Here is a 23,187-nt window from a genome sequence, read left to right as displayed (position 1 = left end):
AGAACACGCCTTCGATGGTGTTGGTGTGCACGTCGCCGCGAGCGTATTCCTTGGCGCTGTGGCGCACAGTCTCATGGCGGGCGAACTCGGCGCCGGTCTTCGTGTAGAGCTTGCTTTCGTCGGTGTGCAGGCGGCTCTCGCGGCTGATGTTGGTGACGACAATCTCGCGGACGCTTTCAGCGTTGGCCTTATCGACATGGAAGGAACGGACGCGACCGCCGCGCTCGACCAGGGCGATAACCGCGCGCTTGCCTGACGGGCCGCCCTTGCCCTTCTTGGTGAAGGGCTGGCCGCGCGTGTTGAGCTTGGGCTGATACTCGGTCTTGCCGAAATAGGTTTCATCGGCTTCGACGATCTGGCCTTCGCCGCCCATGGGGCCGCCAACGTCATCGCGCATGGCCTCGCGAATGCGATGGCACATGAACCAAGCGGTCTTGTAGGTGACGCCGAGCATGCGGTGGAGCTGATGGGCGCTCATGCCCTTCTTGCTGGCGCACATGAGGTGCACGGCCAGCATCCACTTGTTGAGCGGGATCTTGGAGCGCTCGAACACGGTGCCGACAGTGACGGTGAACTGCTCGCGGCATTCGGCGCACTGATAGAGGCCGGGACGATGAGCCTTGCCCTTCAAGGCGGTAATCTTCTCAGGATCGGCATTGCCGCAGTGAGGGCAGGTCGCGCCGTTGGGCCAACGCTGAGCTTCAAGGTGCTCGCGGGCCTTGTCGGCGTCAGCGAAAATGGGGTTGTCGAGTGCGGCAGACATGGCGTGCTCCTGTGATTAGGAGCATAGCCCTAGGGTCTGCTTTGTCAAGTATATAATTGGGAATTAATTCTTGACATCGTGACGCTGATCGGCTAGAGATCGGGAACGCTCACGAATTGCGCCTGAGACGAAGGCCGCCGCGCTTCACCGCCGGCGGCTTTTTCGTTTCCGGGCCGAGCCGAGGTTCCCGATGACCGATGAAACGGATGACGCGCCGGTGCTGCCGGCGGCGAAGGGCAGGCGCGCGCCGGTGGCTCGCAAGCAGATGGTCACCAGGCTTTGGCGCGCGGCGAAGGCCCAGCTCGATGCCCATGAGGCGCATCTGGCCGAACTGCCGGCCGGCAAGGCCGCGAGCGAGACCGACGCCAAGACGCTGGCGACGCTGGCCCGCACCGTCCGTGAATTGCTGGCGCTGGACGCGACCACGGCAGGCCAGGGAGGCAAACCCGAAGATGACGTCACTCCCGCCGACGGATTGCGCCGGCTTGCCGGAGTTCGCCAGGAGCTTGCATGCCGTCTTGCAGGCCTTGCCGCCGAAGAGGCGGCTGCCGCTGCTGCTGCGCCTGCTGGAGACGGCGAACGCTGAGGAGGCGGAGGTCATCGCGCGCGAATGGGCGGTGTGGGCCCGGGCCGATCAACTGCCTTCGGAGGCGAAAGCCTGGTCGATCTGGCTGGTGATGGGCGGGCGTGGCGCCGGCAAGACCCGCACCGGGGCGGAATGGGTTCGCGGCCTCGCGCTCGGTCTCGCGCCCTTCGCCGCGGAGCCGGCCGCGCGCATCGCGTTGGTCGGCGAGACGCACGGGCAGGTGCGGGACGTGATGGTCGAAGGCGTCTCCGGGCTGCTTTCGATCCATCACCGGTTGGAGCGGCCGGTCTGGTCGCCTTCGCGGCGGCGTCTGGAATGGCCGAACGGCGCGATCGCGCAGGCCTTTTCGGCCGAGGATCCCGAAAGCCTGCGCGGGCCGCAATTCGCCGCCGCCTGGTCCGACGAACTGGCGAAGTGGCCGAACCTTCAGGAGAGCTGGGACATGCTGCAATTCGGGCTTCGTCTCGGCGACAGGCCGCGCCAGGTCGTGACCACGACGCCGCGCCCGCTGCCGCTGGTCAAGCGGTTGCTCGACGATCCGCGCGTCGCCGTCAGCCGCGCGGCGACGCGGGCGAACCGCTTCAACCTGGCGCCGGATTTCGTCGCCAGCGTCACCCAGGCCTATGGCGGCACCCGGCTCGGCCGGCAGGAACTCGAAGGCGAGATCGTCGAGGAGAGCGCCGATGCGCTCTGGACGCGGGCGCTGATCGAGCAGGGCCGCGAGCAGGCAGCGCCGCCGCTGGCGCGGATCGTGGTCGCGGTCGATCCGCCGGCTTCCTCGTCCAAGCGGGCCGATAGCTGCGGGCTGGTCGCCGCCGGCATAGACCGCGACGGCATCGGCCATGTGCTGGCGGATGCGACGCTTGCCGGGGCCCGGCCGCATGAATGGGCGCAAGCCGCGGTCGCGCTCTATCGCCGCTTCGAGGCCGATGCCCTCGTCGTCGAGGTCAACCAGGGCGGCGAGATGGCGGAAAGCGTGATCCGCGAGGTCGACGATAGCGTGCCGGTGACGGCCGTCCGGGCCTCGCGCGGCAAGTTCCTCCGGGCCGAGCCGGTGGCGGCGCTCTATGCGCAAGGTCGCGTCCGCCATGCCGGCGCCTTTCCGGCGCTGGAGGACGAGCTCTGCGATTTTGGCCCGACGGGCCTGAGCTCCGGCCGCTCGCCCGATCGGCTCGACGCGCTGGTCTGGGCGCTGACCCATCTGATGCTGGCGCCGAAGGGCCGGCCGCGGGTGAGGGGACTTTAGACCAAGCCGTCATTCCCGGGCGGAGCGAAGCGCGGACCCGGGAATCTCGGGACCAGATTTCTGCACGTCATGCTCGGGTCAAGCCCGAGCATGACGTGCGCCTGAACAGCGAGATCATCATGCTCAACTTCCTTCGCAGCCTGCGCGGCCCTGCCGCGCCGGAACAGAAGCGCTCGCGCATCGGGCCGCTGATCGCCCTGCACGAGGCGGGGCGACCGGTCTGGACGCCGCGCGACTATGGCGCCTTGTCGCGCGAGGGCTATCAGCGCAATCCGGTGGTGCATCGCTGCGTCCGGCTGATCGCCGAGGCGGCGGCGCAGACCCAGCTCGTCGCCAAGGTCGGCGGGCGCGAGCAGCCGGAGCATCCGGCGCTGGCGCTGATCGAGCGGCCCAATCCGCGCCAGGGCGGCATCGCCTTCCGCGAGACGCTCTATGGCCATCTCGTCGTCGCGGGCAACGCCTATGTCGAGGCAGTGAGCATCGGCCGCGAGCCGCGCGAGCTCTATGCGCTGCGGCCCGACCGGATGCGCGTCGTCCCCGGCCGCGATGGCTGGGCCGAGGCCTATGATTATACGGTGGGCGCGCAGACGATCCGCTTCCGCCAGGACGAGGGGCCGCTGCCGCCGATCCTGCATCTGTCGCAGTTCCATCCGGTCGACGATCATTACGGGCTTTCGCCGATCGAGGCGGCGGCCTGCTCGCTCGATGTCCACAATGCCGCCGGCGCCTGGCACAAGGCGCTGCTCGACAATGCGGCCAGGCCCTCGGGCGCACTGGTCTATGACGGGCCGGAAGGCGGCACGCTGACCGAGGCTCAGTTCGAGCGCCTGAAGCTGGAGCTGGAGGAGGGCTTCCAGGGCGCCCGCAATGCCGGGCGGCCGCTGCTGCTCGAAGGCGGTCTCGACTGGAAGCCGCTCTCGCTTTCGCCGGCCGAGCTCGACTTCGTCGCCGCCAAGGGCGTCGCTGCCCGCGAGATCGCGCTCGCCTTCGGCGTGCCGCCGCTGCTGCTCGGACTGCCCGGCGACAATACTCACGCCAACTACGCCGAGGCCAACCGGGCCTTCTGGCGCCAGACGTTGATACCGCTGGTCAGGCGCACCGCGCAGTCGCTGGCGCAATGGCTCGGCCCGGCCTTCGGCGACGATCTTGCGCTCGAGCCCGATCTCGATGCGGTCGAGGCGCTGGCCGAAGAGCGGGAATCGCTCTGGCGCCGGGTCTCGGCTGCCGAATTCCTCAGTGTCGACGAGAAGCGCGAGGCGGTCGGCTATGGCCGCCGGGAGGAAGCGTCATGAACCTGATCGAACAGGCGGCAGGCGGCATCGTCGCGCGCGGCGATCTCGGCCATCTCGCTTTGCTGCTCTGGGCGTTCTGCGCCTCGGGGCTCGCGCTGCTCGTCCTGCGCGAGCTCGTCGCTGCCAACCGGCGCTTCGACGATTTCGTGCGCGAGCTCGCCCGCTTCAACGCCCGCTATGAGGGAGACCAGCCATGAGCAAGACCGGTGGGAAGTCGCCGCCCCGCGCCACGTCGGCAGGGAGCCGGCCTGCTCCGGGAGCGCCGTCGCCACGCATTGCAGGCCCGCCGCGCGAAGTCTTCGGGCGCTTCTTCGAGACGCTGGGCCGGCTCGACGGCGGCGGCCGCTCCGGCAAGGAGGGCGCGCGATGAGGTTTGTCCAGGCCTCTCACCCGCTCGCCCGCGAAGCCAAGTTCCTGGCGCGGCCGCTGACCCGGATCGAGCCCGACGGCGCCTTCGAGGGCTATGCCAGCCTGTTCCGCATCGCCGATCTCGGCAAGGACGTGGTCGAGCCCGGCGCTTTCCGCGAGAGCCTCGCCCGTCGCGGCCCGGCCGGGGTCAAGCTGCTCTGGCAGCATGATCCGGCCGAGCCGATCGGCCGCTGGCTCGATCTGCGCGAGGACACGCGCGGCCTTCATGTCCGCGGCCGGCTCTCGCTGGCGGTGGCGCGGGCGCGCGAGATTCATGCGCTGATGCGCGACGGCGCCATTGACGGGCTCTCGATCGGCTTCCGCTCCGAGCGGGCCCGCACCGACCCGCGCACCGGCCTGCGCCGCCTCGCGAAGGTCGACCTCTGGGAGATCTCGCTGGTGACCTTCCCGATGCTGCCGCAGGCCCGCGTCTCGGCGGTGAAAACGGCGCGCCCGCTTTCGCCCGCTTGCCACTTCTGAACCCGCAACTGCTCTCATCCACCCGAGGAAAAACCATGCGAGGAGAAACCATGACCACGTCGAACCAGGCTCCCGAGACCAAGGCGGCCGGCGATGTCGCGCTCGCCTATGACGATCTGCGCTACACGCTCGAGGCCTATCGCGCCGCCAATGACGAGCGGCTGGCCGAGCTCGAAACCCGCATGGGCGGCGACGGCCTGACCAGCGAGAAGCTGGTGCGGCTCGACGGCGCACTCGACGAGACCCGCCGTCGCCTCGACCGGCTGACGCTCGACGCCCGCCGCCCGGCTCTTGGCGCCGAGGCGGAGCGCGATCCGGCGATCGCCGAGCACAAGGCCGCCTTCGCTTCCTATATCCGCCATGGCGAGGCGGGCGGGCTGAAGCAGCTCGAAGGCAAGGCCCTCTCCGCCGGCTCCGGGCCGGATGGCGGCTATCTCGCGCCCTCCACCGTCGAGAGCGAGATCCTGCGTCGCCTTTCCGCCGTCTCGCCGATCCGCTCGCTGGCGACGGTTCGCACCATCTCGTCCGGCACCTACAAGAAGGCGTTCTCGACCACCGGCCCGGCTTCCGGCTGGGTCGCCGAGAGCGCCAACCGGCCGCAGACCGGCACGCCGGCGCTGGCCGAGCTTTCGTTTCCGGCGATGGAACTCTACGCCATGCCGGCGGCGACGCAGACCCTGCTCGACGATGCCATCGTCGACATCGACCAGTGGATCGCCGAGGAGGTCGAGAGCGCCTTCGCCGAGCAGGAGGGCGCGGCCTTCGTCAGCGGCGACGGCGTCGACAAGCCCAAGGGCTTCCTGGCCTATCCGGCGGTCGCCGAGGCGAGCTGGAGCTGGGGCAATATCGGCACGCTGAAGACCGGCGTCGCCGGCGCCTTCGCCGCCTCCAGCCCGGCCGACATCCTCGTCGACCTCGTCTATTCGCTGAAGGCCGGCTATCGCCAGAACGCCGCCTTCGTGATGAACCGCAGGACGCAAGCCACGGTGCGCAAGTTCAAGGATGGCAACGGCCAGTATCTCTGGCAGCCGCCGGCCTCGGCCGGCGCGTCGGCGACGCTGCTCGGCTTTCCCCTCGTCGAGGCGGAGGACATGCCGAACGTCGCGACCGATTCGGTCTCGGTCGCCTTCGGCGATTTCCGCCGCGGCTATCTCGTCGTCGACCGGGCGGGCGTGCGGATCCTGCGCGATCCCTACTCCGCCAAGCCGCATGTGCTGTTCTACACGACCAAGCGGGTCGGCGGCGGCGTGCAGGACTTCGCCGCGATCAAGGGGCTGAAATTCTCCGCCTGACCGCGCGGCCAGCCCTCAGAGCCCGTTCCGATCAGCTTGCACCGCAAGCTGATCGGTGAATCCGTCTCTAGCGGCTGAACCACCAGCTGTAGCTGGCGTTCGGGCTCGCGGTCTCGCGGGCCTGCTCTGATGCTTCGCCATAGTTCAGCAGCCGCGCACTCGCCTCGCTGATCCAGGCACGATGCTCGCTGATCGGCGTGATCGCGGTGAAGCCGCCGCAGATCAGCCTGACGCGCGAGCTCAGCGGCCCGCTCGACCAGGAGATGATGCCGACGAGATCGCGCGAGCCCGGTGGGCCGCGCAGCACCGGCCCGCCGGAATCGCCACGGCAGGCACCGGCGCCCGGAACCTCGCCACGGTTCTCGGTGTCGACCGCCACCTTGACCGTATTGGCGGTGGTGTAGTTGCCGGCGTTGACCAGCGTCGCCTCGCGCAGCACCCGCGCGCTGCGCTTGTTGTTCTCGGAGGCCAGGCCGAAGCCGGCCATGGTGACCGTCTCGCCCTGCCAGAGGCCGCCGCCGAGCGTCAGCGGCTCGATATCGGCCGGCAGCGGGGTGGCGACGCGGATCAAGGCGAGATCGGCGCCCGGCTGGGTGCGCGGCGTCGTGCCGGGCACGAAGCTCGGATGCGGCAGCACGGCAGCGACGGCGTGCTTGCGGCTGCGGAAGCGCCGGTCGAGGCTGACGACGCGCACCGAGCCGCCGGTCATCAGGCAATGCGCCGCCGTCAGGATCAGCTCCGACGAGATCACGGCGCCGGAGCAGAGTTCGCCGCGGCTGGTTTCGATCCGCAGCGTCGAAGCGCGGACGCCGTTGGCGGAGCGCGAGGTCACGCCACCCACGACCGCCGCGGCCGGAGCCGCCTGCAGCGCCGCGGCAAGCAGGACAAAGGCCGCCGTCAGTCGGCGGCCTGAAAGGTTTGCGGTCGATGTCGTCGCGGCCATGGCGTCACTTTATGGTTTGCTGCGGCGCAGTCCAGTGTCCGTTCGCAGCCTGGCCCGCTCAGAGTTGGAGTGGCGTCACGAAAAACGGATCCTCGGTCTTCCTATCCCGTTCTACCGCTTCGGCGTCCAGTCGACGCTCTCGCCCCAGCCGGACAGCGTCCGGTCGATCCAGCCGCGCTGGGGCGCGACCAGGACGCCCTGGCTGAGCAGGCCGCATTGCTTGCCGGCAGGGCCTGTCGACCAGCTGGTGACGGCGACGATGCCGCCCTCGCCATCGAGGATCGGGCCGCCGGAATCGCCCTGGCAGGCGCCGGCCGCGGCCCGCTTGCCGCCGCCTGCCGGGTCGGCCGCCCAGATCAGGATCCGGCCCGGGCCATAAGGCTCGACGGTCGCCAGCGCGGCCGAACGATAGGTCCCGGTCGTCTTGGCCTCGCCTTCGCGCGAGACGCCGTAGCCGGTGAGCGTGACGGCAGCGCCGGCGCGCGGCAGCGGGCCGTCGACCAGCGCAGCCGTCGAGAAGCGCGCCGGCAGCGGCGCCGAAAGCCGCACCAGGGCCAGGTCGATCGAGCGCTTCCGCGCCGCGACGGCCTTGGCGTTGAATTCGGGATGGAGGGCGATCGCCGCCGGTTCGATCAGCACCGGCTCGCCGCCTTCACGCCAGTGGATGCGCATGTCGACCTGCCGGTCGGCGCAATGTGCAGCGGTCAGGATGGCGCGGCGCGAGAGCACGATGCCGGTGCAGACGCCGCCGCGCGCATTGAGGACCATCAGCGTGGCGCCGGCCTCCGGCCCGCCCTCGCGGCCGCCGACCACGGCTCCGGCCGGTGCCGTCAGCACGGCCGACGCGGCGAGCGCCAGACCGAGCAACCGTTTCGCTGTGCCGCTGCGCATGGCGCCCTCCGTTCGGGAGGGCGCTGGATAGCGCATCGGCCGCTCCGTTCAAACCCCGGAAAGGGAGAGGCGATGACCTCGCTCACCATGACCTCGCTCACCATGACCTCACTTGCCATGACCTCGGTCTCCATGACGCCGCTGGCGATCGCCCCGCCGGCGATCGAGCCGGTCTCGCTGGCGGAGGCCAAGGATTTCCTGCGGCTCCTGGCCGAGGACGAGGATGAACTCCTCGGCACGCTGGTCACCGCCGCCCGCCTGATGGTGGAGGCAGCGTCCGGCCGGATCCTGATCGACCAGAGCTGGCGCCTCGTGCTCGACCGCTGGCCGGCCGGCGCCGAGATACGCCTGCCGCTCTCGCCGGTCAGCAGCATTGCCGCGGCGCGCGTCTACGACGCCGGCGGCAGTCCCCAGGCCGTCGCCGTGCCCTCGCTCGTTCTGGTCGAGGGGACAGACCCGCCTCTGATCGTGCTCGCCGGGCCGGTACGGCCGCCCGGCCGCGACCGGGCGGCCATCGAGATCGACGTCGTGGCCGGCTTCGGGGCGACGCGCGATACGGTGCCCGCGCCCTTGCGCCAGGCGGTGCTGCGGCTCGCCTGCCGCTGGTTCGAGCATCGCGGCGACGTGGTTGGCCGCGACGCCGCGCGCCTGCCGGCCGAGGTCGCCGGGCTCGTCGCCCCTTTCCGACGCCTGAAGCTGTGACGGGCATGACGATGAACGAGGTCGCAAAACGCCCTCCGGTCGGCGCCATGCGGCGCCGCCTCCTGCTCGAGGAGCCGGTCGGGACACCCGACGGCATCGGCGGCGAGGTCCGTGGCCATGCGCTCGTCGCGGCCGTCTGGGCGCAGGTCGAATGGCTTTCGGGCGAGGAGCGCTGGCGTGCCGGCCGCCCGGAGCAGGCGATCAGCCACCGCATCAGCCTGCGCTGGCGCGCCGGCGTCGACGCCGGGCAGCGGCTGCGCGACGGCACGCAGATCTTCGATATCCGCGCCGTGGCCGACCCTGATGGCGGACGCCGCCGCCTGGTCTGCCTGGTCGAGGAGGTCCGCCCATGAGCGACGCGATCCTGGCGCTGCGCCTTGCCGTCCAGGCGCATCTCGAAGCCGATCCGGCTCTTGCCGCGCTGATCGGCACTGGGCGCATCCATGACGAGCCGCCGCGCGCCGCGAAGGGCGTCTATCTCGTCCATGGCGAAGTCGAGGCCGACGATTGGTCGACCGGCAGCGATGCCGGCTGCGAGCAGCGTCTGGGCCTGGTCGTCTGGGCGGACGAGAGCGCCTCCTCGCGCCAGGCGCTGGAAGCGGCGGCGGCCATCGTCGCCAGCCTGAGCGGCGCGCAGCTCTCGCTCGAGGGGCACCGGCTGATCAATCTGACCTGGCTCTCGTCGCGGCTCGCCCGCGACCCGAAGAGCCAGCTTCCCATGGTGGCGCTGCGCTTCCGCGCCGTCACCGAAACCCTCTGAAGATCGCGCGAAAGGAAAAGCCGATGTCGGCCCAGAAAGGCAAGGACCTGCTGCTCAAGGCGGCCGATTCCGGCGGCAGCCTCGTCACCGTCGCCGGGCTGCGCGCCCGCCAGATCGCCTTCAATGCCGAGGCGGTCGACGTCACCCATGCCGAGTCGGCCGGGCGCTGGCGCGAATTGCTGGCGGGCGCCGGCATGCGCCGGGCCAGCATCAGCGGCGCCGGCATCTTCAAGGACGAGGCCTCGGACGCGCTGGTGCGGCAGATCTTCTTCGATGGCGCGATCCGCGACTGGCAGGTGATCGTGCCCGATTTCGGTACGATCACCGGGCCGTTCCAGCTCTCGACGCTGGAATATCGCGGCGACCATGCCGCCGAGGTCACCTTCGAGCTGTCGCTGGAATCGGCCGGCCAGCTCGTCTTCACGCTCGCCTGAGGGGAACGCCATGGTCAATCGCTACCGGGGCGAGGTCGCCCTGCCGGTCGAGGGCAGCGCGCTGCCGATGCGGCTGACGCTGGGGGCGCTCGCCGAGCTCGAGGACGCCTTCGCCGTCGAGAGCCTGCCGGCGCTGGGCGAGCGCTTCGCCACCGGCCGACTCTCGGCGCGCGACGTCACCCGCATCCTCGCCGCCGGCCTGCGCGGCGCCGGCGGCTCGCTTGCCCATGACGAGGTCGCGGCGCTTGCCTTCGATGGCGGGCTGAACGGCGCGATCGCGGCGGCGATCGCGCTCCTCGACGCGACTTTCGCGCCGGCAGGCGAAGGCGCCGCCGCGCACCCTCCGTCGCCGTCGGCGCCGTAGCTGCGCCGGCGGCGGTTGCCCCCTTTCCCTGGCGCGAGGTCATGGCCTTCGGGCTCGGCCGCCTGCGCTGGCCACCGGAAGCCTTCTGGGCCGCGAGCCCGCGCGAAATCATCGCCGCCAGCGAGGCGTTCCGCCCGCACCGGGGCGCCGATCCGATCGCACGCGACGCGCTCGAAGCCCTGATGCGTAGCCATCCCGATGGGCCCGGCCAGGCGGCCCCGGCCTGATCTGCGACCGAAAAGAGCGTTTGCCATGTCGGAAGACGAAACCTCCTCCTTCGACCTCTCCGGGCTGAGGACGATGACCAGCCTGACGCAGAGCCTGACCAGGGCTTCCGAGGCGTTCGGAAAATCCATCACCGGCGCCTTCGCCAGGGGCGTCATCGAAGGCAGGCGCTTCGAGGACGTGCTGCGCAGCGTCGGCAGGTCGCTGACCGAGAGCCTGCTGAAATCGGCTTTGAAGCCGCTACAGAGCGGTCTCTCCAGCCTGCTCGGCTCGGGCCTGAAGAGCCTGGCGGGGCTCTTTACCGGCGGGCTCGGCGGTGGCGCGATCCCGTCGGTCTCGGTCTTCGCCGATGGCGGCGTCGTCGCGGCGCCGTCCTATTTCGCCATGGGCCGCGGCCTCGGCCTGATGGGCGAGCGCGGCGCCGAGGCGATCCTGCCCTTGTCGCGTGGTCCGGATGGCAAGCTCGGCGTCCGCGCCGGCGGCGGCGAGGGTCGGCGCCCGGTCAGCGTCACGGTCCAGGTCTCGACGCCCGATGCCGACAGCTTCCGCCGTTCGGAGGCGCAGGTCTCGGCCGCGATCGCCCGCGCCGTCGCCCGCGGCAGCCGGGCGCTGTGACGCGAGGCGTCCGCCAAATCCTCAAGCTGAAAGGAGCGCCGGCATGAGCGGCTTTCACGAAGTGCGCTTCCCGGTCGAGATCGCGCGCGGCGCCCGCGGCGGACCCGAGCGGCTGACCCAGGTGGTGACGCTGGCCTCGGGGCGCGAGGTCCGCAACAGCCGCTGGGCCCATTCGCGCCGGCGCTACGATGCCGGCTTCGGCGTGCGCACGCTCGATGCGCTCTCGACCATCGTCGCCTTCTTCGAGGAACGGCGCGGGCGGCTCTACGGCTTCCGCTGGCGCGACCGGCTCGACTGGAAGAGCTGCGCGCCCTCGGGCGTGCCGGCGGCGAGCGACCAGGAGATCGGCATCGGCGACGGGGCGACCCGCGTCTTCCAGCTCGGCAAGCTCTATGGCGGGCTGCACGCGCCTTATGTCCGGCGCATCAGCAAGCCGGTCGCCGGCACGGTGCTGGTCGCGGTCGACGGCGTCGTCCAGGCCCAGCCGGCGTCGGTTTCCTGCGACCATGCGACGGGGCTGCTGAGCTTTGCCGTCGGCCATGCCCCGGCCGCGGGCGCTGTCGTCAGCGCCGGCTTTTCCTTCGACATGCCGGTGCGTTTCGACCTCGACATGATCGAGGTCGATCTCTCGGCCTTCGAGGCCGGCGACATCCCGAAGATCCCGATCGTCGAAATCGTCGACTGAGGCTTTCCCATGCGCAACCTGCCTTCCGCGCTCGCCGGCCATCTCGCCGGCGAGGCCACCACGCTATGCCGCTGCTGGAGCCTGACCCGGCGCGACGGCGCCGTGCTCGGCTTCACCGAACATGACCGGGATATCTCCTTCGACGGCGTCGATTTCCTGGCCCGCTCGGGCCTCGAGGCGGCGGAGGCGACGGCCGAACTCGGCTTCGCCACCGGCGGCGGCGAGGTGCTCGGCGCCTTCGCCGCGAGCGGGCTGAACGAGGCGGAACTGTCGCGCGGGCTCTATGACGATGCGCGCGTCGCGCTCTGGCTGGTCAACTGGGCCGATCCCGGCCAGCGCGTGCTGCTGGAGACCGGTTTCGTCGGCGAGATCAGGCGCAGCGACAGCAATTTCAGCGCCGAGGTGAGGGGGCTGGGCAAGGCCTTCGACGAGGAGCGCGGCGGGCTCTACACGGCCTCCTGTTCCGCCGATCTCGGCGATGCCCGTTGCGGCGCGGCGGCCGACATCTCCTACGCCACTGTCGCCACCACCGACGCCCGCCTGACGATGACGGCGCCGAACCTCGCCGTCTTTCCCGACGGGCTCTATACCGGCGGCAAGCTGACCTTCATCGGCGGAGCCAGTCTCGGCTTCTCCGCCGAGGTGAAGAACCATCGCAACGCCGATGGCGTTGTCACCATCGAGCTCTGGCAGGCTGCGCCGCGGCCGATCGAGATCGGCGACGGCTTCAGCATCAGCGTCGGCTGCGACAAGAGCTTTGCCACCTGCCAGGCGAAATTCGGAAACGGAATCAACTTCCGCGGCTTTCCGCACCTGCCTGGCAATGACTTCGTCCTCGGCGGCGCCGGGCCGTCCGATCCGGGCGGCGGACCGTTCGATGGCGGGAGCCTGTTCCGATGAGCGGGCCGGAGCCGGGAGGGCAGGCCAGCCGCGCCCGGATCGTTGCGGCTGCGCGGTCCTGGCTCGGCACGCCCTATCACCATCAGGCTTCGCTGCGCGGCGTCGGCTGCGACTGCCTCGGGCTGGTCCGCGGCGTCTGGCGCGATCTCCATGGCAGCGAGCCGGAAGCGGTGCCGCCCTATGCCCAGCACTGGGCGCAGCATGGTGCCGGCGAGACGCTGGCGCTGGCGGCGCTGCGCCATCTTGCTCCTTGCGAACCGGCCGGGGCCCGCCCCGGCGATGTGCTGCTCTTCCGCTGGCGCGACCATCTGCCGGCGGCCCATTGCGCCATCCTGGTCGAGCCGGGGCGCATCCTCCATGCCCATGACGGGGCGGCCGTCAGCGAGGTCGCCTTCACCGGCTGGTGGCGCCGCCATTGCAGCCATGCCTTCTCATTCCCGGAGCTGGATCCCTGATGGCCACGCTTGTTCTCCAGGTTGCCGGCTCGGTGCTGGGCGGGATGCTCGGCGGCCCGGTCGGCGCCATCATCGGTCGCTCGCTCGGCGCCATCGCCGGCGCGGGGCTCGACCAGTCGCTGCTCGGCGGCGGCGGTGGAACGCGCGTCGTCGAAGGGCCGCGCCTGACCGAGATCGACGGCCTCGCCTCGACCGAGGGCGCGCCGATCCCGCGCGTCTACGGGCGCGCCCGGCTCGGCGGCCAGCTGATCTGGGCGACGCGTTTCGAGGAGGAGGTGACCACCACGGTCACCCGCAGCAAGAGCGGCGGCAAGGGCGGGCAGAAGGCCCAGAAGACCCACGAGACCACGTATAGCTACTACGCCAATCTCGCCATCGGCCTGTGCGAGGGGCCGATCGCCTTCGTGCGCCGGATCTGGGCCGATGGGCGCGAGATCGACTTCAACGCCGTGACGCTGCGCGTCCATCGCGGTTTCGCCAGTCAGGAGCCGGATCCGCTGATCGCCGCCAAGGAGGCCGGTGCGGCGCCGGGCTATCGCGGCACGGCCTATGTCGTGTTCGAGCGCTTTCCCTTGGCCGATTACGGCAACCGCGTGCCGCAGTTCTCGTTCGAGGTGGTGCGCGCCGTGCCCGGCCTTGGCGAGATGATCCGCGCCGTGACCCTGATTCCCGGGGCCAGCGAGTTCATCTATCAGCCGACCCTGGTCAATCAGGAGCCGGAAGCCGGGGTCAGCATCGCCGAGAACCGGCACCAATGGCACAGCACCACCGATGTCGACGGCGCGATCATGCATCTGCTGGCGCTGTGCCCCAACCTGCGGCGCATCTCGCTGGTGATGAGCTGGTTCGGCGACGATCTTCGCGCCGGCTCCTGCACGATCGCGCCGCGCGTCGAGATTTCGGAGAAGATCACAACGGGCGCCGAGTGGTCGGTCGCCGGGCTCCAGCGCAGCGGCGCGCGGCTGGTCAGCCAGTCCGGCGGCAAGCCGGCCTATGGCGGCACGCCCTCCGACGATAGCGTGATCGCGCTGATCCGCCGGCTGCGCGATGTCTACGGGCTGGAAGTCGTGCTCTATCCCTTCGTGATGATGGATATCCCGGCCGACAACGCCCTGGCCGATCCTTACACCGGCGGTGGCTCGCAGCCGCCCTATCCCTGGCGCGGCCGGGTGACCTGCGCGCCGGCGCCCGACCGGCCGGGTACCGCGGATGCGACCTCGGCCGCGGCCGCGCAGGTCGCGAGCTTCCTCGGTTCGGCCAGCGCCGGCGATTTCACTCTCGACGGCGACCGCGTCGTCTGTTCCGTGCCGGAGGATTGGGGCTTCCGCCGCGCCGTGCTGCACGCCGCGATGCTGGCCAAGGCAGCCGGCGGCGTCGCGGGCTTTATCATCGGCTCCGAGCTGGTCGGGCTGACGCGGGTGCGCAGCGCGCCGGGCGTCTATCCGATGGTCGACGGCCTGGTCGCGCTGGCGGCGGAGGTGCGCGCCTTGCTGCCGTTCCCGACCCAGCTGGTCTATGCGGCGGACTGGACCGAATACGGCGCCCATGTCCGCGATGGTGGGCTCGAAGTGCGCTTCCCGCTCGATCCGCTCTGGGCCTCGATGAACATCGACGCCATCGGCATCGACTATTACGCGCCGCTGACCGATTGGCGCGACACGCCAGGCCATGCCGATGTCGATCTGGCGCGCGGGCCGGCCGATGTCGGCCATCTCCGCGACCGGCTGACCTCGGGCGAGGGCTATGACTGGTATTACGCCTCCCTGGCCGGCCGGCAGGCCCAGACGCGCCTGCCGATCAGCGACGGCGCCTATGGCAAGTCCTGGGTTTTCCGGCCGAAGGACCTGCCGAACTGGTGGTCGAATTTCCATGTCGAGCGCTGGCTCGGCTTCGAGCTCGGTTCCGCCACCCCCTGGCTCCCCGGCTCGAAGCCGATCTGGCTGACCGAGATCGGCCTGCCGGCGGTGGACAAGGGCGGCAATTCGCCGAATGTCTTTCCCGATCCGAAATCCGTCGATGGCGGCTATCCGCATTTCTCGACCAGGGCACGTGACGACCTCGTGCAGGCGCGCGGCCTCGAGGCGATCCTTTCGGGCTTCGACCCGGCGCTGCCGGGCTTCGAGGTGCAGCGCAACCCGATCTTCGGGCCGCTGGGCCGGCGCATGGTCGATCCGGCCAATGTCTATGTCTGGACCTGGGATGCCCGGCCCTTTCCGGCCTTTCCCGATCTGCAATCGGTCTGGGCCGACGGCCCCAACTACGAGACCGGCCACTGGATCAATGGCAGGCTCGAAGGCACGACGCTGGACCGGCTGGTGCGGGCGGTGCTCGCCGATTACGGTCTGCCGGCGCCGGACGAGCTCGCCATCGACGGCTTCCTCGACGGCTATGTCCTCGACCGGCCGCTCTCGGCGCGGCAGGCGCTGGAGCCGCTCGCCCAGGCCTTCGGTTTCGACGTCGCCATGTCGGCCGGCAGGCTGTGCTTTCGCGGCCGTGCGGCGGCGGTGGCGCGCCAGCTTTCGCCCGACGACCTCGTGCTCGACCGCGACGGCCAGCCCTTTGAGTTGCGCCGGGCGGAGGAGAGCGAGCTGCCGCGCGAACTGCGCCTCGCCCATATCGACGGCGATAATGATTATCGCCGTGCCGCCGCGCGGTCCCGCCGGCTCGCCGGCGCGGCGCGGCGCGAGAGCGCGGTCGAAACCGCGATCGTCACCCGCCGGGCCGAGGGCCAGCGCCTGGCTGACCAGCGCCTCCAGGAGATCTGGGCCGGGCGCGAGACGCTCGAGCTCGAACTCTCCCCGCGCTGCATCGATCTCGAACCCGGCGACGTGGTGTCGCTGGCGGTCGACGGGCGCCCCCGCCTGTTCCGGCTGACGCGAATCAGCGACGGCATCACGCGAAGGGCCAGCGCCCGGGCGGTCGAGCCGGCGATCTATCATGGCGCCTCGTCGGCCGCCGCCCCGGATTCCCGGCCCGTGAAAGTCGCGCCGCGCGTCGCCGGTCGCCCCGACGCGCTGGTGCTCGACCTGCCGATCGCCCGCGAGACGCCGCCGGCGCTGCAGTCGCTTGCCGCCTTCGCCGATCCCTGGCCCGGTGCGCTGGCGATCTGGCGGGCAGCCGAGGGCATGTCCTTCACCCTGCACGGGTTCATCGCGGCGCCGTCGATCATGGGCGAGACCCTGACGCCGCTTCAGCCCGGCCCGCTCTGGCGCACCGACCGACAGGCCAGCGTCGATGTCCGCCTGCGCGGCGGCGCTCTTTCTTCTGTCGCGGAGAAGGCGGCCCTGGCCGGAGCCAATGCGCTCGCCCTGCTCGATCCTGCCGGCGTCGCCGAGATCCTCACCGCGGCCCGCGTCGAGCTGATCGGCCCGCGGACCTTCCGGCTCTCGCAGATGGTCCGCGGGCTGGGTGGTTCCGAGCCCGCCGCCGGGCGCCTGCTGGATGCGGGTGCGCGCCTCGTCGTGCTCGATGGCGCAGCCGAGGCCTTGACCACGCGCCTCGACGATGTCGGCCGTTCCTGGCGCTATCGGATCGGCCCGGCGAATGCCGACGTGGCCGGGGCGGCGATGCGCGAGCTTGTCGCGACGGTCGGTACCGCCGCGCTGCGGCCGCTCGCGCCGGTGCATCCTCGCGCCCGCCGTTCCGGGAGCGGCGTGACGCTGAGCTGGATCAGGCGCTCCCGGGTCGACGGCGATTCCTGGGAGGCTTTCGAAGTGCCGCTCGGCGAAGAGGGCGAACGCTATCGCCTGACCGCCCATCAGGCCGGTACGGCGAAGCGCGTCCTGGAGAGCGAGGGGCCGCAACTGCTCTACCCCGCCGCCAGCGAGATCGCGGACTTCGGCGCGGCTCAGCCGGCGCTCGACATCGGGCTGGAACAACTCAGCGTCGCTGCCGGGGCCGGGCTGCAGTGGCGTGGACTCGTCACGATTCGCTGAGCTAGGCTTGCGTCACCGGCGCCGCTACCGACATCTGGCTGGCAGGGGGTGTTCATGGCGCATTCACGCGTGCAGGACTAGCGCATGCCAATGACGCTGCTCGATCCGACCACCGCAATCCTCGCCATGCTGACTCTGGCGGCCTCGCCGGTGGCTCCGGCCGATACGTCGCAGCCGATCTCCTGCCTCTCGGCCAGCGAGACGCGCGAGGCGGTGTCCGACGGCAAGGTCATGCAGCCGGCGGCCGCATCGCGTCATGCGCGCGAGGCTGCGCCCGGCGAGGTTCTCCGCATCCGCCTGTGCCGGCTGGGCGACGACTATGTCTATGTCGTCACCACGATGAAGCGCGACGGCCGCGTCGCCCGCGTGACCCTCGACGGGCACTCGGGCAAGGTGGCGGATATCCGCTAGTTCCGCTATTCCCCGCCATGGCCCCTACAACGGAGTGACCCCGCCGTGCGATTGCTCGTCGTCGAGGACGACAAGGACCTCAACCGCCAGATCGTCAACGCGCTCGAGAATGCGGGCTATGCGGTCGACAAGGCTTTCGACGGCGAGGAGGGGCTCTATCTCGGCGAGACCGAGCCCTATGACGCCGTCATCCTCGACCTCGGCCTGCCGAAGGTCGACGGCGTCGCCGTGCTGCAGGGCTGGCGGCGGGCCGAGAAGACGATGCCGGTGCTGATCCTGACGGCGCGCGACCGCTGGAGCGACAAGGTTGCCGGTTTCGACGCCGGCGCCGACGACTATGTCGTCAAGCCCTTCCACATCGAGGAACTGCTCGCCCGCGTGCGCGCCCTGCTGCGCCGCGCCGCCGGCCATGCCACCTCGGAACTGATCTGCGGTCCGGTCCGCCTCGATACCCGCGCCAGCCGCGTCGTGGTCGACGGCAACCCGGTGAAGCTGACCTCGCATGAATACCGGCTGCTGGCCTATCTGATGCATCATCAGGGCCGCGTCGTCTCGCGCACCGAACTGGTCGAGCATCTCTACGACCAGGATTTCGACCGCGATTCGAACACCATCGAGGTCTTTGTCGGCCGCCTGCGCAAGAAGCTCGGCGTCGAGATCATCGAAACCGTGCGCGGCCTGGGTTACATCGCCGCCGCCGCCAAGGCCTGAGCCGGGCCATGCCTGCCTCGCGACAGCGTTTCTCGCTCGGTGCGCGGCTCTTCATCTCCGCCGCGGTCTGCTGTGCGCTGGTGCTGATCCTGGCTGGCTTTGGCCTCACCACCTTCTATCGCCGCTCCGCCGAGCGCGGCTTCGACGAACGCCTGAGCGTCTACATCAAGGAGCTGGTCGCCGATCTCGCCGCTCCCCCCGAGGCCGAGCGCCAGGCGATCGGCGATCTCGGCGAGCCGCGCTTCGACCTGCCGCTCTCGGGCTGGTACTGGCAGATCATCCGGCTCGACGGCGAGCGCCCCAATGTGCGCACCTCGCGCTCGCTCGTCGGCGGCCAGTTGCCGAAGCTGCTCGACCAGCCGCTGCGGCCGAACGCGCGCGGCCTGCGCGAGAGCTATGTCTCCGGGCCGGACGAGCGCCGCCTGCGCGTCCTCGAGCGCGAGATCGATGTCGGCGAGGACGGGCGCTTCACCGTGGGCGTCGCCGCGCCCGCCGACGAGATCGACGGCGACATCCGCGACTTCCGCTTCGCGCTGACCCTGACCTTCCTGTTCCTCGGCCTGGCGCTCGTCGCCTCGACGATCATCCAGGTGCGCTTCGGCCTGCGCCCGCTGGTGCGCCTGGGCGCCGCCGTCGGCACGGTCCGGACCGGCGAGAGCACCCGCATCGGCGGGCAGTACCCGCCCGATCTCGCCCCGCTCGCCGGCGAGCTCAACCAGCTCATCGACGCCAATCGCGAGATCCTGGAGCGGGCCCGCACCCAGGTCGGCAACCTCGCCCATGCGCTTAAGACGCCGCTGAGCGTCATGCAGAACGAGGCCGAGGCCGGCCGCGGCGCGCTCTCCCAGACGGTTCGGCACCAGACGGCGATCATGCGCGACCAGGTCCAGTACTATCTCGACCGGGCCCGGGCGGCGGCGCTGTCCGGCGCGCTCGGCGGCGTGACCGAGATCGCGCCCTCGCTCGACGCGTTGATCCGCACCTTCCAGAAGATCGCGCAGGGCCGGGCGATCGAGGGCAGTCATGACATTCCGGCGGGCGTCAGGTTCCGCGGCGAGAAGCAGGATCTGGAGGAGATGCTCGGGAACCTGCTCGACAATGCCTTCAAATGGGCGCGCAGCCGGGTCCGCGTCAGCCTCGCTTCGGGCAACGGTCTACCCGACGGCCGGCTGGCGCTCCAGATCGACGATGACGGTCCCGGCCTGCCGCCCGATGCGATGGTCGAGGTGCTCAAGCGCGGCCGGCGGCTCGACGAGGCGACGCCGGGCTCCGGGCTCGGGCTCTCCATCGTCGCCGATCTGTCGAAGCTCTATGGCGGTGAGCTCTCGCTCGAGCGCTCGCCGCTCGGCGGCCTGCGGGCGCGGCTCGTGCTGCCCGCCGTCTGATGCCGCGCCATTGCCCGCGTGACCCTTTGTCGCCATCTTCGCACATGAAGCGGCCCCCGCGATTGTTTATGAACGGCTGATGCTGATCTGGATCATCTTCGCGGTCATGACGGGAGCGGCGGTCATGTCGGTGCTCTGGCCGCTCGGCCGGCGCCAGCCGCCGATCTTCGCCGATACGGCGGGAGCGACGTCGCTCTACCGTGCCCAGGTGGCTGAGATCGAGCGCGATCTCGGTCGCCGCCTGATCGGCGGGGCGGAGGCGGAAGCCGCCAAGGCCGAGGCCGCGCGCCGGCTGCTGCGCGCCGCAGAGGTCGAATCGGCGCCCGCGGGCGACAGCGAGCCCTCCCTGCGCCGGCGCCGCGCCGCCTCGGCGATCGCGCTCTCCTGCGTGCCCTTGCTGGCACTCCTGGTCTACGGCGCCTATGGCTCGCCGACGGTGCCGGACCAGCCGCTCGCGGCACGCCTCGAGGCGAGCCCGGCGGGGCAGGATTTCGAAGTCGCATTGGCGCGCATCGAGGCGCATCTCGCCGCCAACCCGAGCGACGGCAAGGGCTGGTCGGTGCTGGCCCCGGTCTATCTCCGGCAAGGCCGCTTCGACGACGCCGCCAGGGCCTTCGCCGCGGCGATCCGGCATGACGGGCCGAGCGCCGAGCGCCATGCCGGACAGGGCGAGGCGCTGACCCTCGCGGCTGGCGGCGTCATCACCGCGGCGGCGCGCGCGAGCCTGGCCGAGGCGGTCAAGCTCGATCCCGCCAATCCGCGAGCCCGCTTCTTCCTGGCGATCGGCCAGGAGCAGGATGGCAATATCCCTGTCGCCATCGCTGCCCTGAAGGCGCTGCTCGCCGATGCTCCGGCCGGGGCACCCTGGGCGGCGGCGGTGCGCGATCGCCTCCGGGGGCTGGAAACACAGTCCGATCCTTCGGCCGCGATCGCCGCCTTGCCGGAGCAGGACCGGACGGCGGCGATCCGCGGCATGGTCGAAGGCCTCGCCGCCAGGCTCGCCGAAGGTGGCGGCACCCTGGCGGAATGGTCGCGCCTGATCCGCTCGCAAGCTGTCCTCGGCGAGCGGCCGGCGGCGCTCAAATCGCTGGCGACGGCGCGCGAACGGCTCGCGGCCGAGCCGGACGCCGTGACGGCGCTCGCGACGCTCGCGGGCGAACTCGGCTTGCAGGAGGCGGCGCGATGACCGCGCAGACCGGCTTTCCGCCCGCTCCGGCACGCAAGGGCATGACGCGCAAGCAGCGCCGGCTCGCGCTGATCGCCTCGGCCGGGGCGGTGCTCGTCCTCGCCGCCGCTCTCGTCGCCTATGCGCTGCGCGACAGCATCGTCTTCTTCTACGGACCGACCGAAATCGTGGAGAAAGGCCTGCAGCCGGGAACGCGGCTGCGCCTCGGCGGGCTGGTCGGGGAGGGCTCGGTCGCGCGCACGGGCGGCCAGCATGTCACCTTCACCGTGACCGATGCCAAGACGACGATGACGGTCAGCTATACCGGCCTGCTGCCGGATCTCTTCCGCGAGGGCCAGGGTGTCGTCACCGAGGGCGTGCTCGAAGGGCCCGGCCGCTTCCGGGCCGATTCCGTCCTCGCCAAGCATGACGAGAACTACATGCCGCGCGAGGTTGCCGACGCCCTGAAGAAGCAGGGTCATTGGCAGCCGGGCGATGCGAAGGCAGGCTCCGACGCGGCCGCGGCGCCGGCGCCGGCGAAATAGGGCGGGGCGATGTTCGTCGAGATCGGTCATTTCGCGCTGGCACTGGCGCTCGGTGTCGCCGCCGTCCAGACGGTCGTGCCGCTCTGGGGCGTGGCGCGTCAGGACCCCGCCCTCGCCTCGGTCGGCCCAGCGGCGGCCGTCGCCTGCTTCCTGCTCGTCGCGCTCTCCTTCGGCTGCCTGGTGTTCTCCTATGCGGTCTCGGATTTCTCGGTCGAGAATGTCGCCGCCAATTCGCATTCGGCTCAGCCCTTCATCTACAAGCTGACCTCGAGCTGGGGGAACCATGAGGGCTCGATGCTGCTCTGGGTCCTCATCCTGGTGCTGTTCGGCGCGCTGGTCGCGCTGTCGCGGCGCTCGCTGCCGGCGCGGTTGCGGGCCGGGGTTCTGGCCGCGCAGGGCAGCATCACCGTCGCCTTCCTCGCCTTCACCCTGCTGACCTCGAATCCGTTCCGGCGGCTCGTCCCGGCCCCGGCCGAGGGGCAGGACCTCAATCCGATCCTCCAGGATCTCGGTCTCGCGATCCATCCGCCGCTGCTCTATGTCGGCTATGTCGGCTTCTCGATCACCTATGCCTTCGCCGTCGCGGCACTGATCGACGGGCGCATCGACGCCGTCTGGGCCCGCGCGGTCCGGCCCTGGACGCTGCTGGCCTGGATCTTCCTGACGCTCGGCATCGCCATGGGCTCCTACTGGGCCTATTACGAGCTCGGCTGGGGCGGCTGGTGGTTCTGGGACCCGGTCGAGAACGCCTCGCTGATGCCCTGGATCGCCGGCACGGCGCTGATCCATTCGACCGTGGTGATGGAGAAGCGCGACGCGCTCAAGGTCTGGACCATCCTGCTCGCCATCCTGACCTTCTCGCTCTCGCTGCTCGGCACCTTCATCGTCCGCTCCGGCGTGCTGACCTCGGTGCATTCCTTCGCCACCGATCCGCAGCGCGGGCTCTTCATTCTCGCCATCCTGGTCTTCTTCGTCGGCGGCTCGCTGGCATTGTTCGCCTGGCGGGCGCCGCTGCTGAAGCAGGGCGGGCTGTTCGCGCCCGTCTCGCGGGAGAGCGCGCTCGTCGTCAACAATCTCTTCCTCGCCACCGCCTGCGCCACCGTCTTCATCGGCACGCTCTATCCGCTGGTGCTGGAGATGGTGACCGGCGACAAGATCTCGGTCGGCCCGCCCTTCTTCAACGCCACCTTCGTGCCGCTGCTGGTACCGCTGCTGCTGCTCCTGCCGATCGGCCAGTCGCTGGCCTGGAAGCGCGGCGACCTGCTCGGCGCCGCCCAGCGCGCCCAGGTCGCCTTCGGGCTCGGCGTTGTGGTGACCATCGCGCTGCTCGCCATGACGCGTGGCGGGCCGGTGCTGGCCCCGCTCGGCATCGGGCTCGGCGTCTTCCTGGTCGCGAGCGCCCTCTGGGATGTCGGCGAGCGCGTCGTCGCCCGGGCCAGCGGCGCCGCCGCGATCTGGTCGCGGGCCCGCGGCCTGCCGCGTTCGGCCTGGGGCACGGCATTCGCCCATGCCGGCGTCGGCGTCAGCGTCATCGGCATCGCCGCGACCGCCTGGAGCACGGAGGCGATCGGCTTCCTGAAGCCGGGCGAGAGCCTGACCAGCGGCCGCTACACGGTCACGCTCGAGGCGATCGCGCCGCGTAGCGGACCGAATTTCCGCGAGGAGGTCGTCCGCTTCCGCATCCGCTCCGGCGAGCGCGAATTGCAGCCGGTGGAAGCGATGAAGCGGGTCTACACCGCCCGTGCCATGCCGACGACCGAAGCCGGCATCCGCAGCGACGGCTTCAGCCAGGCCTATGTCAGCCTCGGCGAGCGCGAGGCCGATGGCGGCATCGCGGTCAGGGTCTACGACAAGCCGCTGATCCTGCTGATCTGGATCGGTTCGCTGATCATGGCCTTCGGCGGAGCCCTGTCGCTCACCGACCGGCGCTTCCGGCTGGCTGCGCCGCGCCGCGCCGCGCCGACTCCCGCCATGCCGCAGGCAGCGGAGTGAGG

Annotated in this window: 26 protein-coding genes and 1 pseudogene; 24 read left to right on the top strand and 3 right to left on the bottom strand. The window is 70.7% G+C overall.

Annotated features, from left to right (window positions below; translation table 11 throughout):
• Window positions 1-763, bottom strand: a 763-nt coding sequence (locus V6M56_RS04070) for an IS1595 family transposase (RefSeq protein WP_332681457.1), incomplete at its 3' end; no start/stop codon positions are given.
• Between the two features lie 190 nt (window positions 764-953).
• Between V6M56_RS04070 and V6M56_RS04065 the strand changes: the two genes are divergently transcribed.
• The 7 genes from V6M56_RS04065 to V6M56_RS04035 all read left to right on the top strand — a co-directional run bounded on the left by V6M56_RS04065 (window position 954) and on the right by V6M56_RS04035 (window position 6,067).
• The gene (locus V6M56_RS04065; RefSeq protein WP_332681456.1) at window positions 954-1,349 is read left to right on the top strand and encodes a hypothetical protein; all 396 of its coding nucleotides are present in this window, start codon (window positions 954-956) and stop codon (window positions 1,347-1,349) included.
• Window positions 1,291-2,595, top strand: a complete 1,305-nt coding sequence (locus V6M56_RS04060) for a DNA-packaging protein (RefSeq protein WP_332681464.1) — start codon at window positions 1,291-1,293, stop codon at window positions 2,593-2,595. Before V6M56_RS04065 ends, V6M56_RS04060 begins: the two co-directional genes overlap by 59 nt.
• Window positions 2,596-2,714: 119 nt before the next feature.
• Entirely contained in the window at window positions 2,715-3,887 is a 1,173-nt protein-coding gene (locus V6M56_RS04055) for a phage portal protein (protein ID WP_332681462.1), read from the top strand.
• A complete protein-coding gene (locus tag V6M56_RS04050; RefSeq protein WP_332681454.1) occupies window positions 3,884-4,084 on the top strand; it encodes a hypothetical protein in 201 nt (66 codons plus the stop codon). Before V6M56_RS04055 ends, V6M56_RS04050 begins: the two co-directional genes overlap by 4 nt.
• On the top strand, window positions 4,081-4,257 hold the full coding sequence (locus V6M56_RS04045) for a hypothetical protein (RefSeq protein ID WP_332681453.1): 177 nt from the start codon (window positions 4,081-4,083) through the stop codon (window positions 4,255-4,257). The genes V6M56_RS04050 and V6M56_RS04045 overlap by 4 nt, the downstream gene beginning before the upstream one ends.
• Window positions 4,254-4,775 (top strand): HK97 family phage prohead protease, encoded by a 522-nt coding sequence (locus tag V6M56_RS04040; RefSeq protein ID WP_442881076.1) that lies wholly within the window; start codon window positions 4,254-4,256, stop codon window positions 4,773-4,775. The genes V6M56_RS04045 and V6M56_RS04040 overlap by 4 nt, the downstream gene beginning before the upstream one ends.
• 50 nt (window positions 4,776-4,825) lie before the next feature.
• Entirely contained in the window at window positions 4,826-6,067 is a 1,242-nt protein-coding gene (locus V6M56_RS04035; RefSeq protein WP_332681452.1) for a phage major capsid protein, read from the top strand.
• Window positions 6,068-6,134: 67 nt separating this feature from the next.
• Here the strand turns inward: V6M56_RS04035 and V6M56_RS04030 are convergent, their stop codons facing one another.
• Together V6M56_RS04030 and V6M56_RS04025 are read right to left on the bottom strand one after the other, a co-directional pair.
• The gene (locus V6M56_RS04030) at window positions 6,135-7,010 is read right to left on the bottom strand and encodes a S1 family peptidase (protein WP_332681450.1); all 876 of its coding nucleotides are present in this window, start codon (window positions 7,008-7,010) and stop codon (window positions 6,135-6,137) included.
• 111 nt (window positions 7,011-7,121) lie between these two features.
• The gene (locus V6M56_RS04025; RefSeq protein ID WP_332681449.1) at window positions 7,122-7,901 is read right to left on the bottom strand and encodes a S1 family peptidase; all 780 of its coding nucleotides are present in this window, start codon (window positions 7,899-7,901) and stop codon (window positions 7,122-7,124) included.
• Window positions 7,902-7,973: 72 nt separating this feature from the next.
• On the opposite strand from V6M56_RS04025, the gene V6M56_RS04020 reads away from it, so the two are divergent.
• The 17 genes and pseudogenes from V6M56_RS04020 (at window position 7,974) to V6M56_RS03940 (ending at window position 23,185) form a co-directional block, all read left to right on the top strand.
• On the top strand, window positions 7,974-8,603 hold the full coding sequence (locus tag V6M56_RS04020; protein ID WP_332681448.1) for a head-tail connector protein: 630 nt from the start codon (window positions 7,974-7,976) through the stop codon (window positions 8,601-8,603).
• A gap of 5 nt (window positions 8,604-8,608) precedes the next feature.
• A complete protein-coding gene (locus V6M56_RS04015; RefSeq protein WP_332681447.1) occupies window positions 8,609-8,956 on the top strand; it encodes a phage head closure protein in 348 nt (115 codons plus the stop codon).
• Window positions 8,953-9,363, top strand: coding sequence for a DUF3168 domain-containing protein (locus tag V6M56_RS04010; protein WP_332681446.1), 411 nt, complete (start codon window positions 8,953-8,955; stop codon window positions 9,361-9,363). The genes V6M56_RS04015 and V6M56_RS04010 overlap by 4 nt, the downstream gene beginning before the upstream one ends.
• Before the next feature lie 23 nt (window positions 9,364-9,386).
• Window positions 9,387-9,797, top strand: coding sequence for a phage major tail protein, TP901-1 family (locus V6M56_RS04005; protein ID WP_332681444.1), 411 nt, complete (start codon window positions 9,387-9,389; stop codon window positions 9,795-9,797).
• Window positions 9,798-9,807: 10 nt separating this feature from the next.
• Entirely contained in the window at window positions 9,808-10,161 is a 354-nt protein-coding gene (locus V6M56_RS04000; protein ID WP_332681443.1) for a gene transfer agent family protein, read from the top strand.
• 35 nt (window positions 10,162-10,196) lie between these two features.
• Window positions 10,197-10,388, top strand: a pseudogene (locus V6M56_RS03995) (phage tail assembly chaperone); the annotation flags it as partial.
• 25 nt (window positions 10,389-10,413) lie between these two features.
• Complete coding sequence (locus tag V6M56_RS03990) at window positions 10,414-11,001, top strand: phage tail tape measure protein (protein ID WP_332681440.1); 588 nt, start codon at window positions 10,414-10,416, stop codon at window positions 10,999-11,001.
• 43 nt (window positions 11,002-11,044) lie between these two features.
• Window positions 11,045-11,686 carry a DUF2460 domain-containing protein gene (locus tag V6M56_RS03985; RefSeq protein ID WP_332681438.1) on the top strand — a complete coding sequence of 214 codons (642 nt, stop codon included), beginning with the start codon at window positions 11,045-11,047 and terminating at the stop codon, window positions 11,684-11,686.
• A 9-nt stretch (window positions 11,687-11,695) separates the two neighbouring features.
• Entirely contained in the window at window positions 11,696-12,586 is an 891-nt protein-coding gene (locus V6M56_RS03980) for a DUF2163 domain-containing protein (RefSeq protein WP_332681436.1), read from the top strand.
• A complete protein-coding gene (locus V6M56_RS03975; protein ID WP_332681434.1) occupies window positions 12,583-13,041 on the top strand; it encodes an NlpC/P60 family protein in 459 nt (152 codons plus the stop codon). The genes V6M56_RS03980 and V6M56_RS03975 overlap by 4 nt, the downstream gene beginning before the upstream one ends.
• Window positions 13,041-16,976: a baseplate multidomain protein megatron gene (locus tag V6M56_RS03970; protein ID WP_332681432.1), complete on the top strand. Its 3,936-nt coding sequence runs from the start codon at window positions 13,041-13,043 to the stop codon at window positions 16,974-16,976. Before V6M56_RS03975 ends, V6M56_RS03970 begins: the two co-directional genes overlap by 1 nt.
• An 84-nt stretch (window positions 16,977-17,060) precedes the next feature.
• Window positions 17,061-17,387 (top strand): PepSY domain-containing protein, encoded by a 327-nt coding sequence (locus V6M56_RS03965; protein ID WP_332681431.1) that lies wholly within the window; start codon window positions 17,061-17,063, stop codon window positions 17,385-17,387.
• 45 nt (window positions 17,388-17,432) lie between these two features.
• Window positions 17,433-18,098, top strand: a complete 666-nt coding sequence (locus V6M56_RS03960) for a response regulator transcription factor (RefSeq protein WP_316021154.1) — start codon at window positions 17,433-17,435, stop codon at window positions 18,096-18,098.
• 8 nt (window positions 18,099-18,106) lie between these two features.
• On the top strand, window positions 18,107-19,483 hold the full coding sequence (locus V6M56_RS03955; RefSeq protein ID WP_332681427.1) for a sensor histidine kinase: 1,377 nt from the start codon (window positions 18,107-18,109) through the stop codon (window positions 19,481-19,483).
• A 79-nt stretch (window positions 19,484-19,562) separates the two neighbouring features.
• A complete protein-coding gene (ccmI, locus tag V6M56_RS03950; protein ID WP_332681425.1) occupies window positions 19,563-20,669 on the top strand; it encodes a c-type cytochrome biogenesis protein CcmI in 1,107 nt (368 codons plus the stop codon).
• Window positions 20,670-20,710: 41 nt separating this feature from the next.
• Entirely contained in the window at window positions 20,711-21,193 is a 483-nt protein-coding gene (gene ccmE, locus V6M56_RS03945; RefSeq protein ID WP_332681459.1) for a cytochrome c maturation protein CcmE, read from the top strand.
• 9 nt (window positions 21,194-21,202) lie between these two features.
• Window positions 21,203-23,185 (top strand): heme lyase CcmF/NrfE family subunit, encoded by a 1,983-nt coding sequence (locus V6M56_RS03940; protein ID WP_332681424.1) that lies wholly within the window; start codon window positions 21,203-21,205, stop codon window positions 23,183-23,185.
• Window positions 23,186-23,187: the final 2 nt, after the last annotated feature.

It is taken from the genome of Allobosea sp. (assembly GCF_036675845.1).
In the GTDB taxonomy this organism is placed as follows: Bacteria; Pseudomonadota; Alphaproteobacteria; order Rhizobiales; family Beijerinckiaceae; genus Allobosea.
The sequence above is the reverse complement of the archived record's forward strand: the minus strand, read 5'-3'. Positions and strand labels throughout refer to the sequence as shown.

What these genes read in the sequence shown, in the direction of transcription:
- V6M56_RS04005 (WP_332681444.1), top strand. Translation starts at nt 9,387, where the DNA reads ATGTCGGCCCAGAAAGGCAAGGACCTGCTGCTCAAGGCGGCCGATTCC.
- V6M56_RS03975 (WP_332681434.1), top strand. Translation starts at nt 12,583, where the DNA reads ATGAGCGGGCCGGAGCCGGGAGGGCAGGCCAGCCGCGCCCGGATCGTT.
- V6M56_RS03955 (WP_332681427.1), top strand. Translation starts at nt 18,107, where the DNA reads ATGCCTGCCTCGCGACAGCGTTTCTCGCTCGGTGCGCGGCTCTTCATC.
- V6M56_RS04065 (WP_332681456.1), top strand. Translation starts at nt 954, where the DNA reads ATGACCGATGAAACGGATGACGCGCCGGTGCTGCCGGCGGCGAAGGGC.
- V6M56_RS03980 (WP_332681436.1), top strand. Translation starts at nt 11,696, where the DNA reads ATGCGCAACCTGCCTTCCGCGCTCGCCGGCCATCTCGCCGGCGAGGCC.
- V6M56_RS03990 (WP_332681440.1), top strand. Translation starts at nt 10,414, where the DNA reads ATGTCGGAAGACGAAACCTCCTCCTTCGACCTCTCCGGGCTGAGGACG.
- V6M56_RS03970 (WP_332681432.1), top strand. Translation starts at nt 13,041, where the DNA reads ATGGCCACGCTTGTTCTCCAGGTTGCCGGCTCGGTGCTGGGCGGGATG.
- V6M56_RS04025 (WP_332681449.1), bottom strand. Translation starts at nt 7,901, where the DNA reads ATGCGCAGCGGCACAGCGAAACGGTTGCTCGGTCTGGCGCTCGCCGCG.
- V6M56_RS04030 (WP_332681450.1), bottom strand. Translation starts at nt 7,010, where the DNA reads ATGGCCGCGACGACATCGACCGCAAACCTTTCAGGCCGCCGACTGACG.
- ccmE (WP_332681459.1), top strand. Translation starts at nt 20,711, where the DNA reads ATGACGCGCAAGCAGCGCCGGCTCGCGCTGATCGCCTCGGCCGGGGCG.
- V6M56_RS04015 (WP_332681447.1), top strand. Translation starts at nt 8,609, where the DNA reads ATGACGATGAACGAGGTCGCAAAACGCCCTCCGGTCGGCGCCATGCGG.
- V6M56_RS04050 (WP_332681454.1), top strand. Translation starts at nt 3,884, where the DNA reads ATGAACCTGATCGAACAGGCGGCAGGCGGCATCGTCGCGCGCGGCGAT.
- V6M56_RS04045 (WP_332681453.1), top strand. Translation starts at nt 4,081, where the DNA reads ATGAGCAAGACCGGTGGGAAGTCGCCGCCCCGCGCCACGTCGGCAGGG.
- V6M56_RS04040 (WP_442881076.1), top strand. Translation starts at nt 4,254, where the DNA reads ATGAGGTTTGTCCAGGCCTCTCACCCGCTCGCCCGCGAAGCCAAGTTC.
- V6M56_RS04010 (WP_332681446.1), top strand. Translation starts at nt 8,953, where the DNA reads ATGAGCGACGCGATCCTGGCGCTGCGCCTTGCCGTCCAGGCGCATCTC.
- V6M56_RS04035 (WP_332681452.1), top strand. Translation starts at nt 4,826, where the DNA reads ATGACCACGTCGAACCAGGCTCCCGAGACCAAGGCGGCCGGCGATGTC.
- V6M56_RS03965 (WP_332681431.1), top strand. Translation starts at nt 17,061, where the DNA reads ATGCCAATGACGCTGCTCGATCCGACCACCGCAATCCTCGCCATGCTG.
- V6M56_RS03985 (WP_332681438.1), top strand. Translation starts at nt 11,045, where the DNA reads ATGAGCGGCTTTCACGAAGTGCGCTTCCCGGTCGAGATCGCGCGCGGC.
- V6M56_RS04055 (WP_332681462.1), top strand. Translation starts at nt 2,715, where the DNA reads ATGCTCAACTTCCTTCGCAGCCTGCGCGGCCCTGCCGCGCCGGAACAG.
- V6M56_RS04000 (WP_332681443.1), top strand. Translation starts at nt 9,808, where the DNA reads ATGGTCAATCGCTACCGGGGCGAGGTCGCCCTGCCGGTCGAGGGCAGC.
- V6M56_RS04020 (WP_332681448.1), top strand. Translation starts at nt 7,974, where the DNA reads ATGACCTCGCTCACCATGACCTCGCTCACCATGACCTCACTTGCCATG.
- ccmI (WP_332681425.1), top strand. Translation starts at nt 19,563, where the DNA reads ATGCTGATCTGGATCATCTTCGCGGTCATGACGGGAGCGGCGGTCATG.
- V6M56_RS03940 (WP_332681424.1), top strand. Translation starts at nt 21,203, where the DNA reads ATGTTCGTCGAGATCGGTCATTTCGCGCTGGCACTGGCGCTCGGTGTC.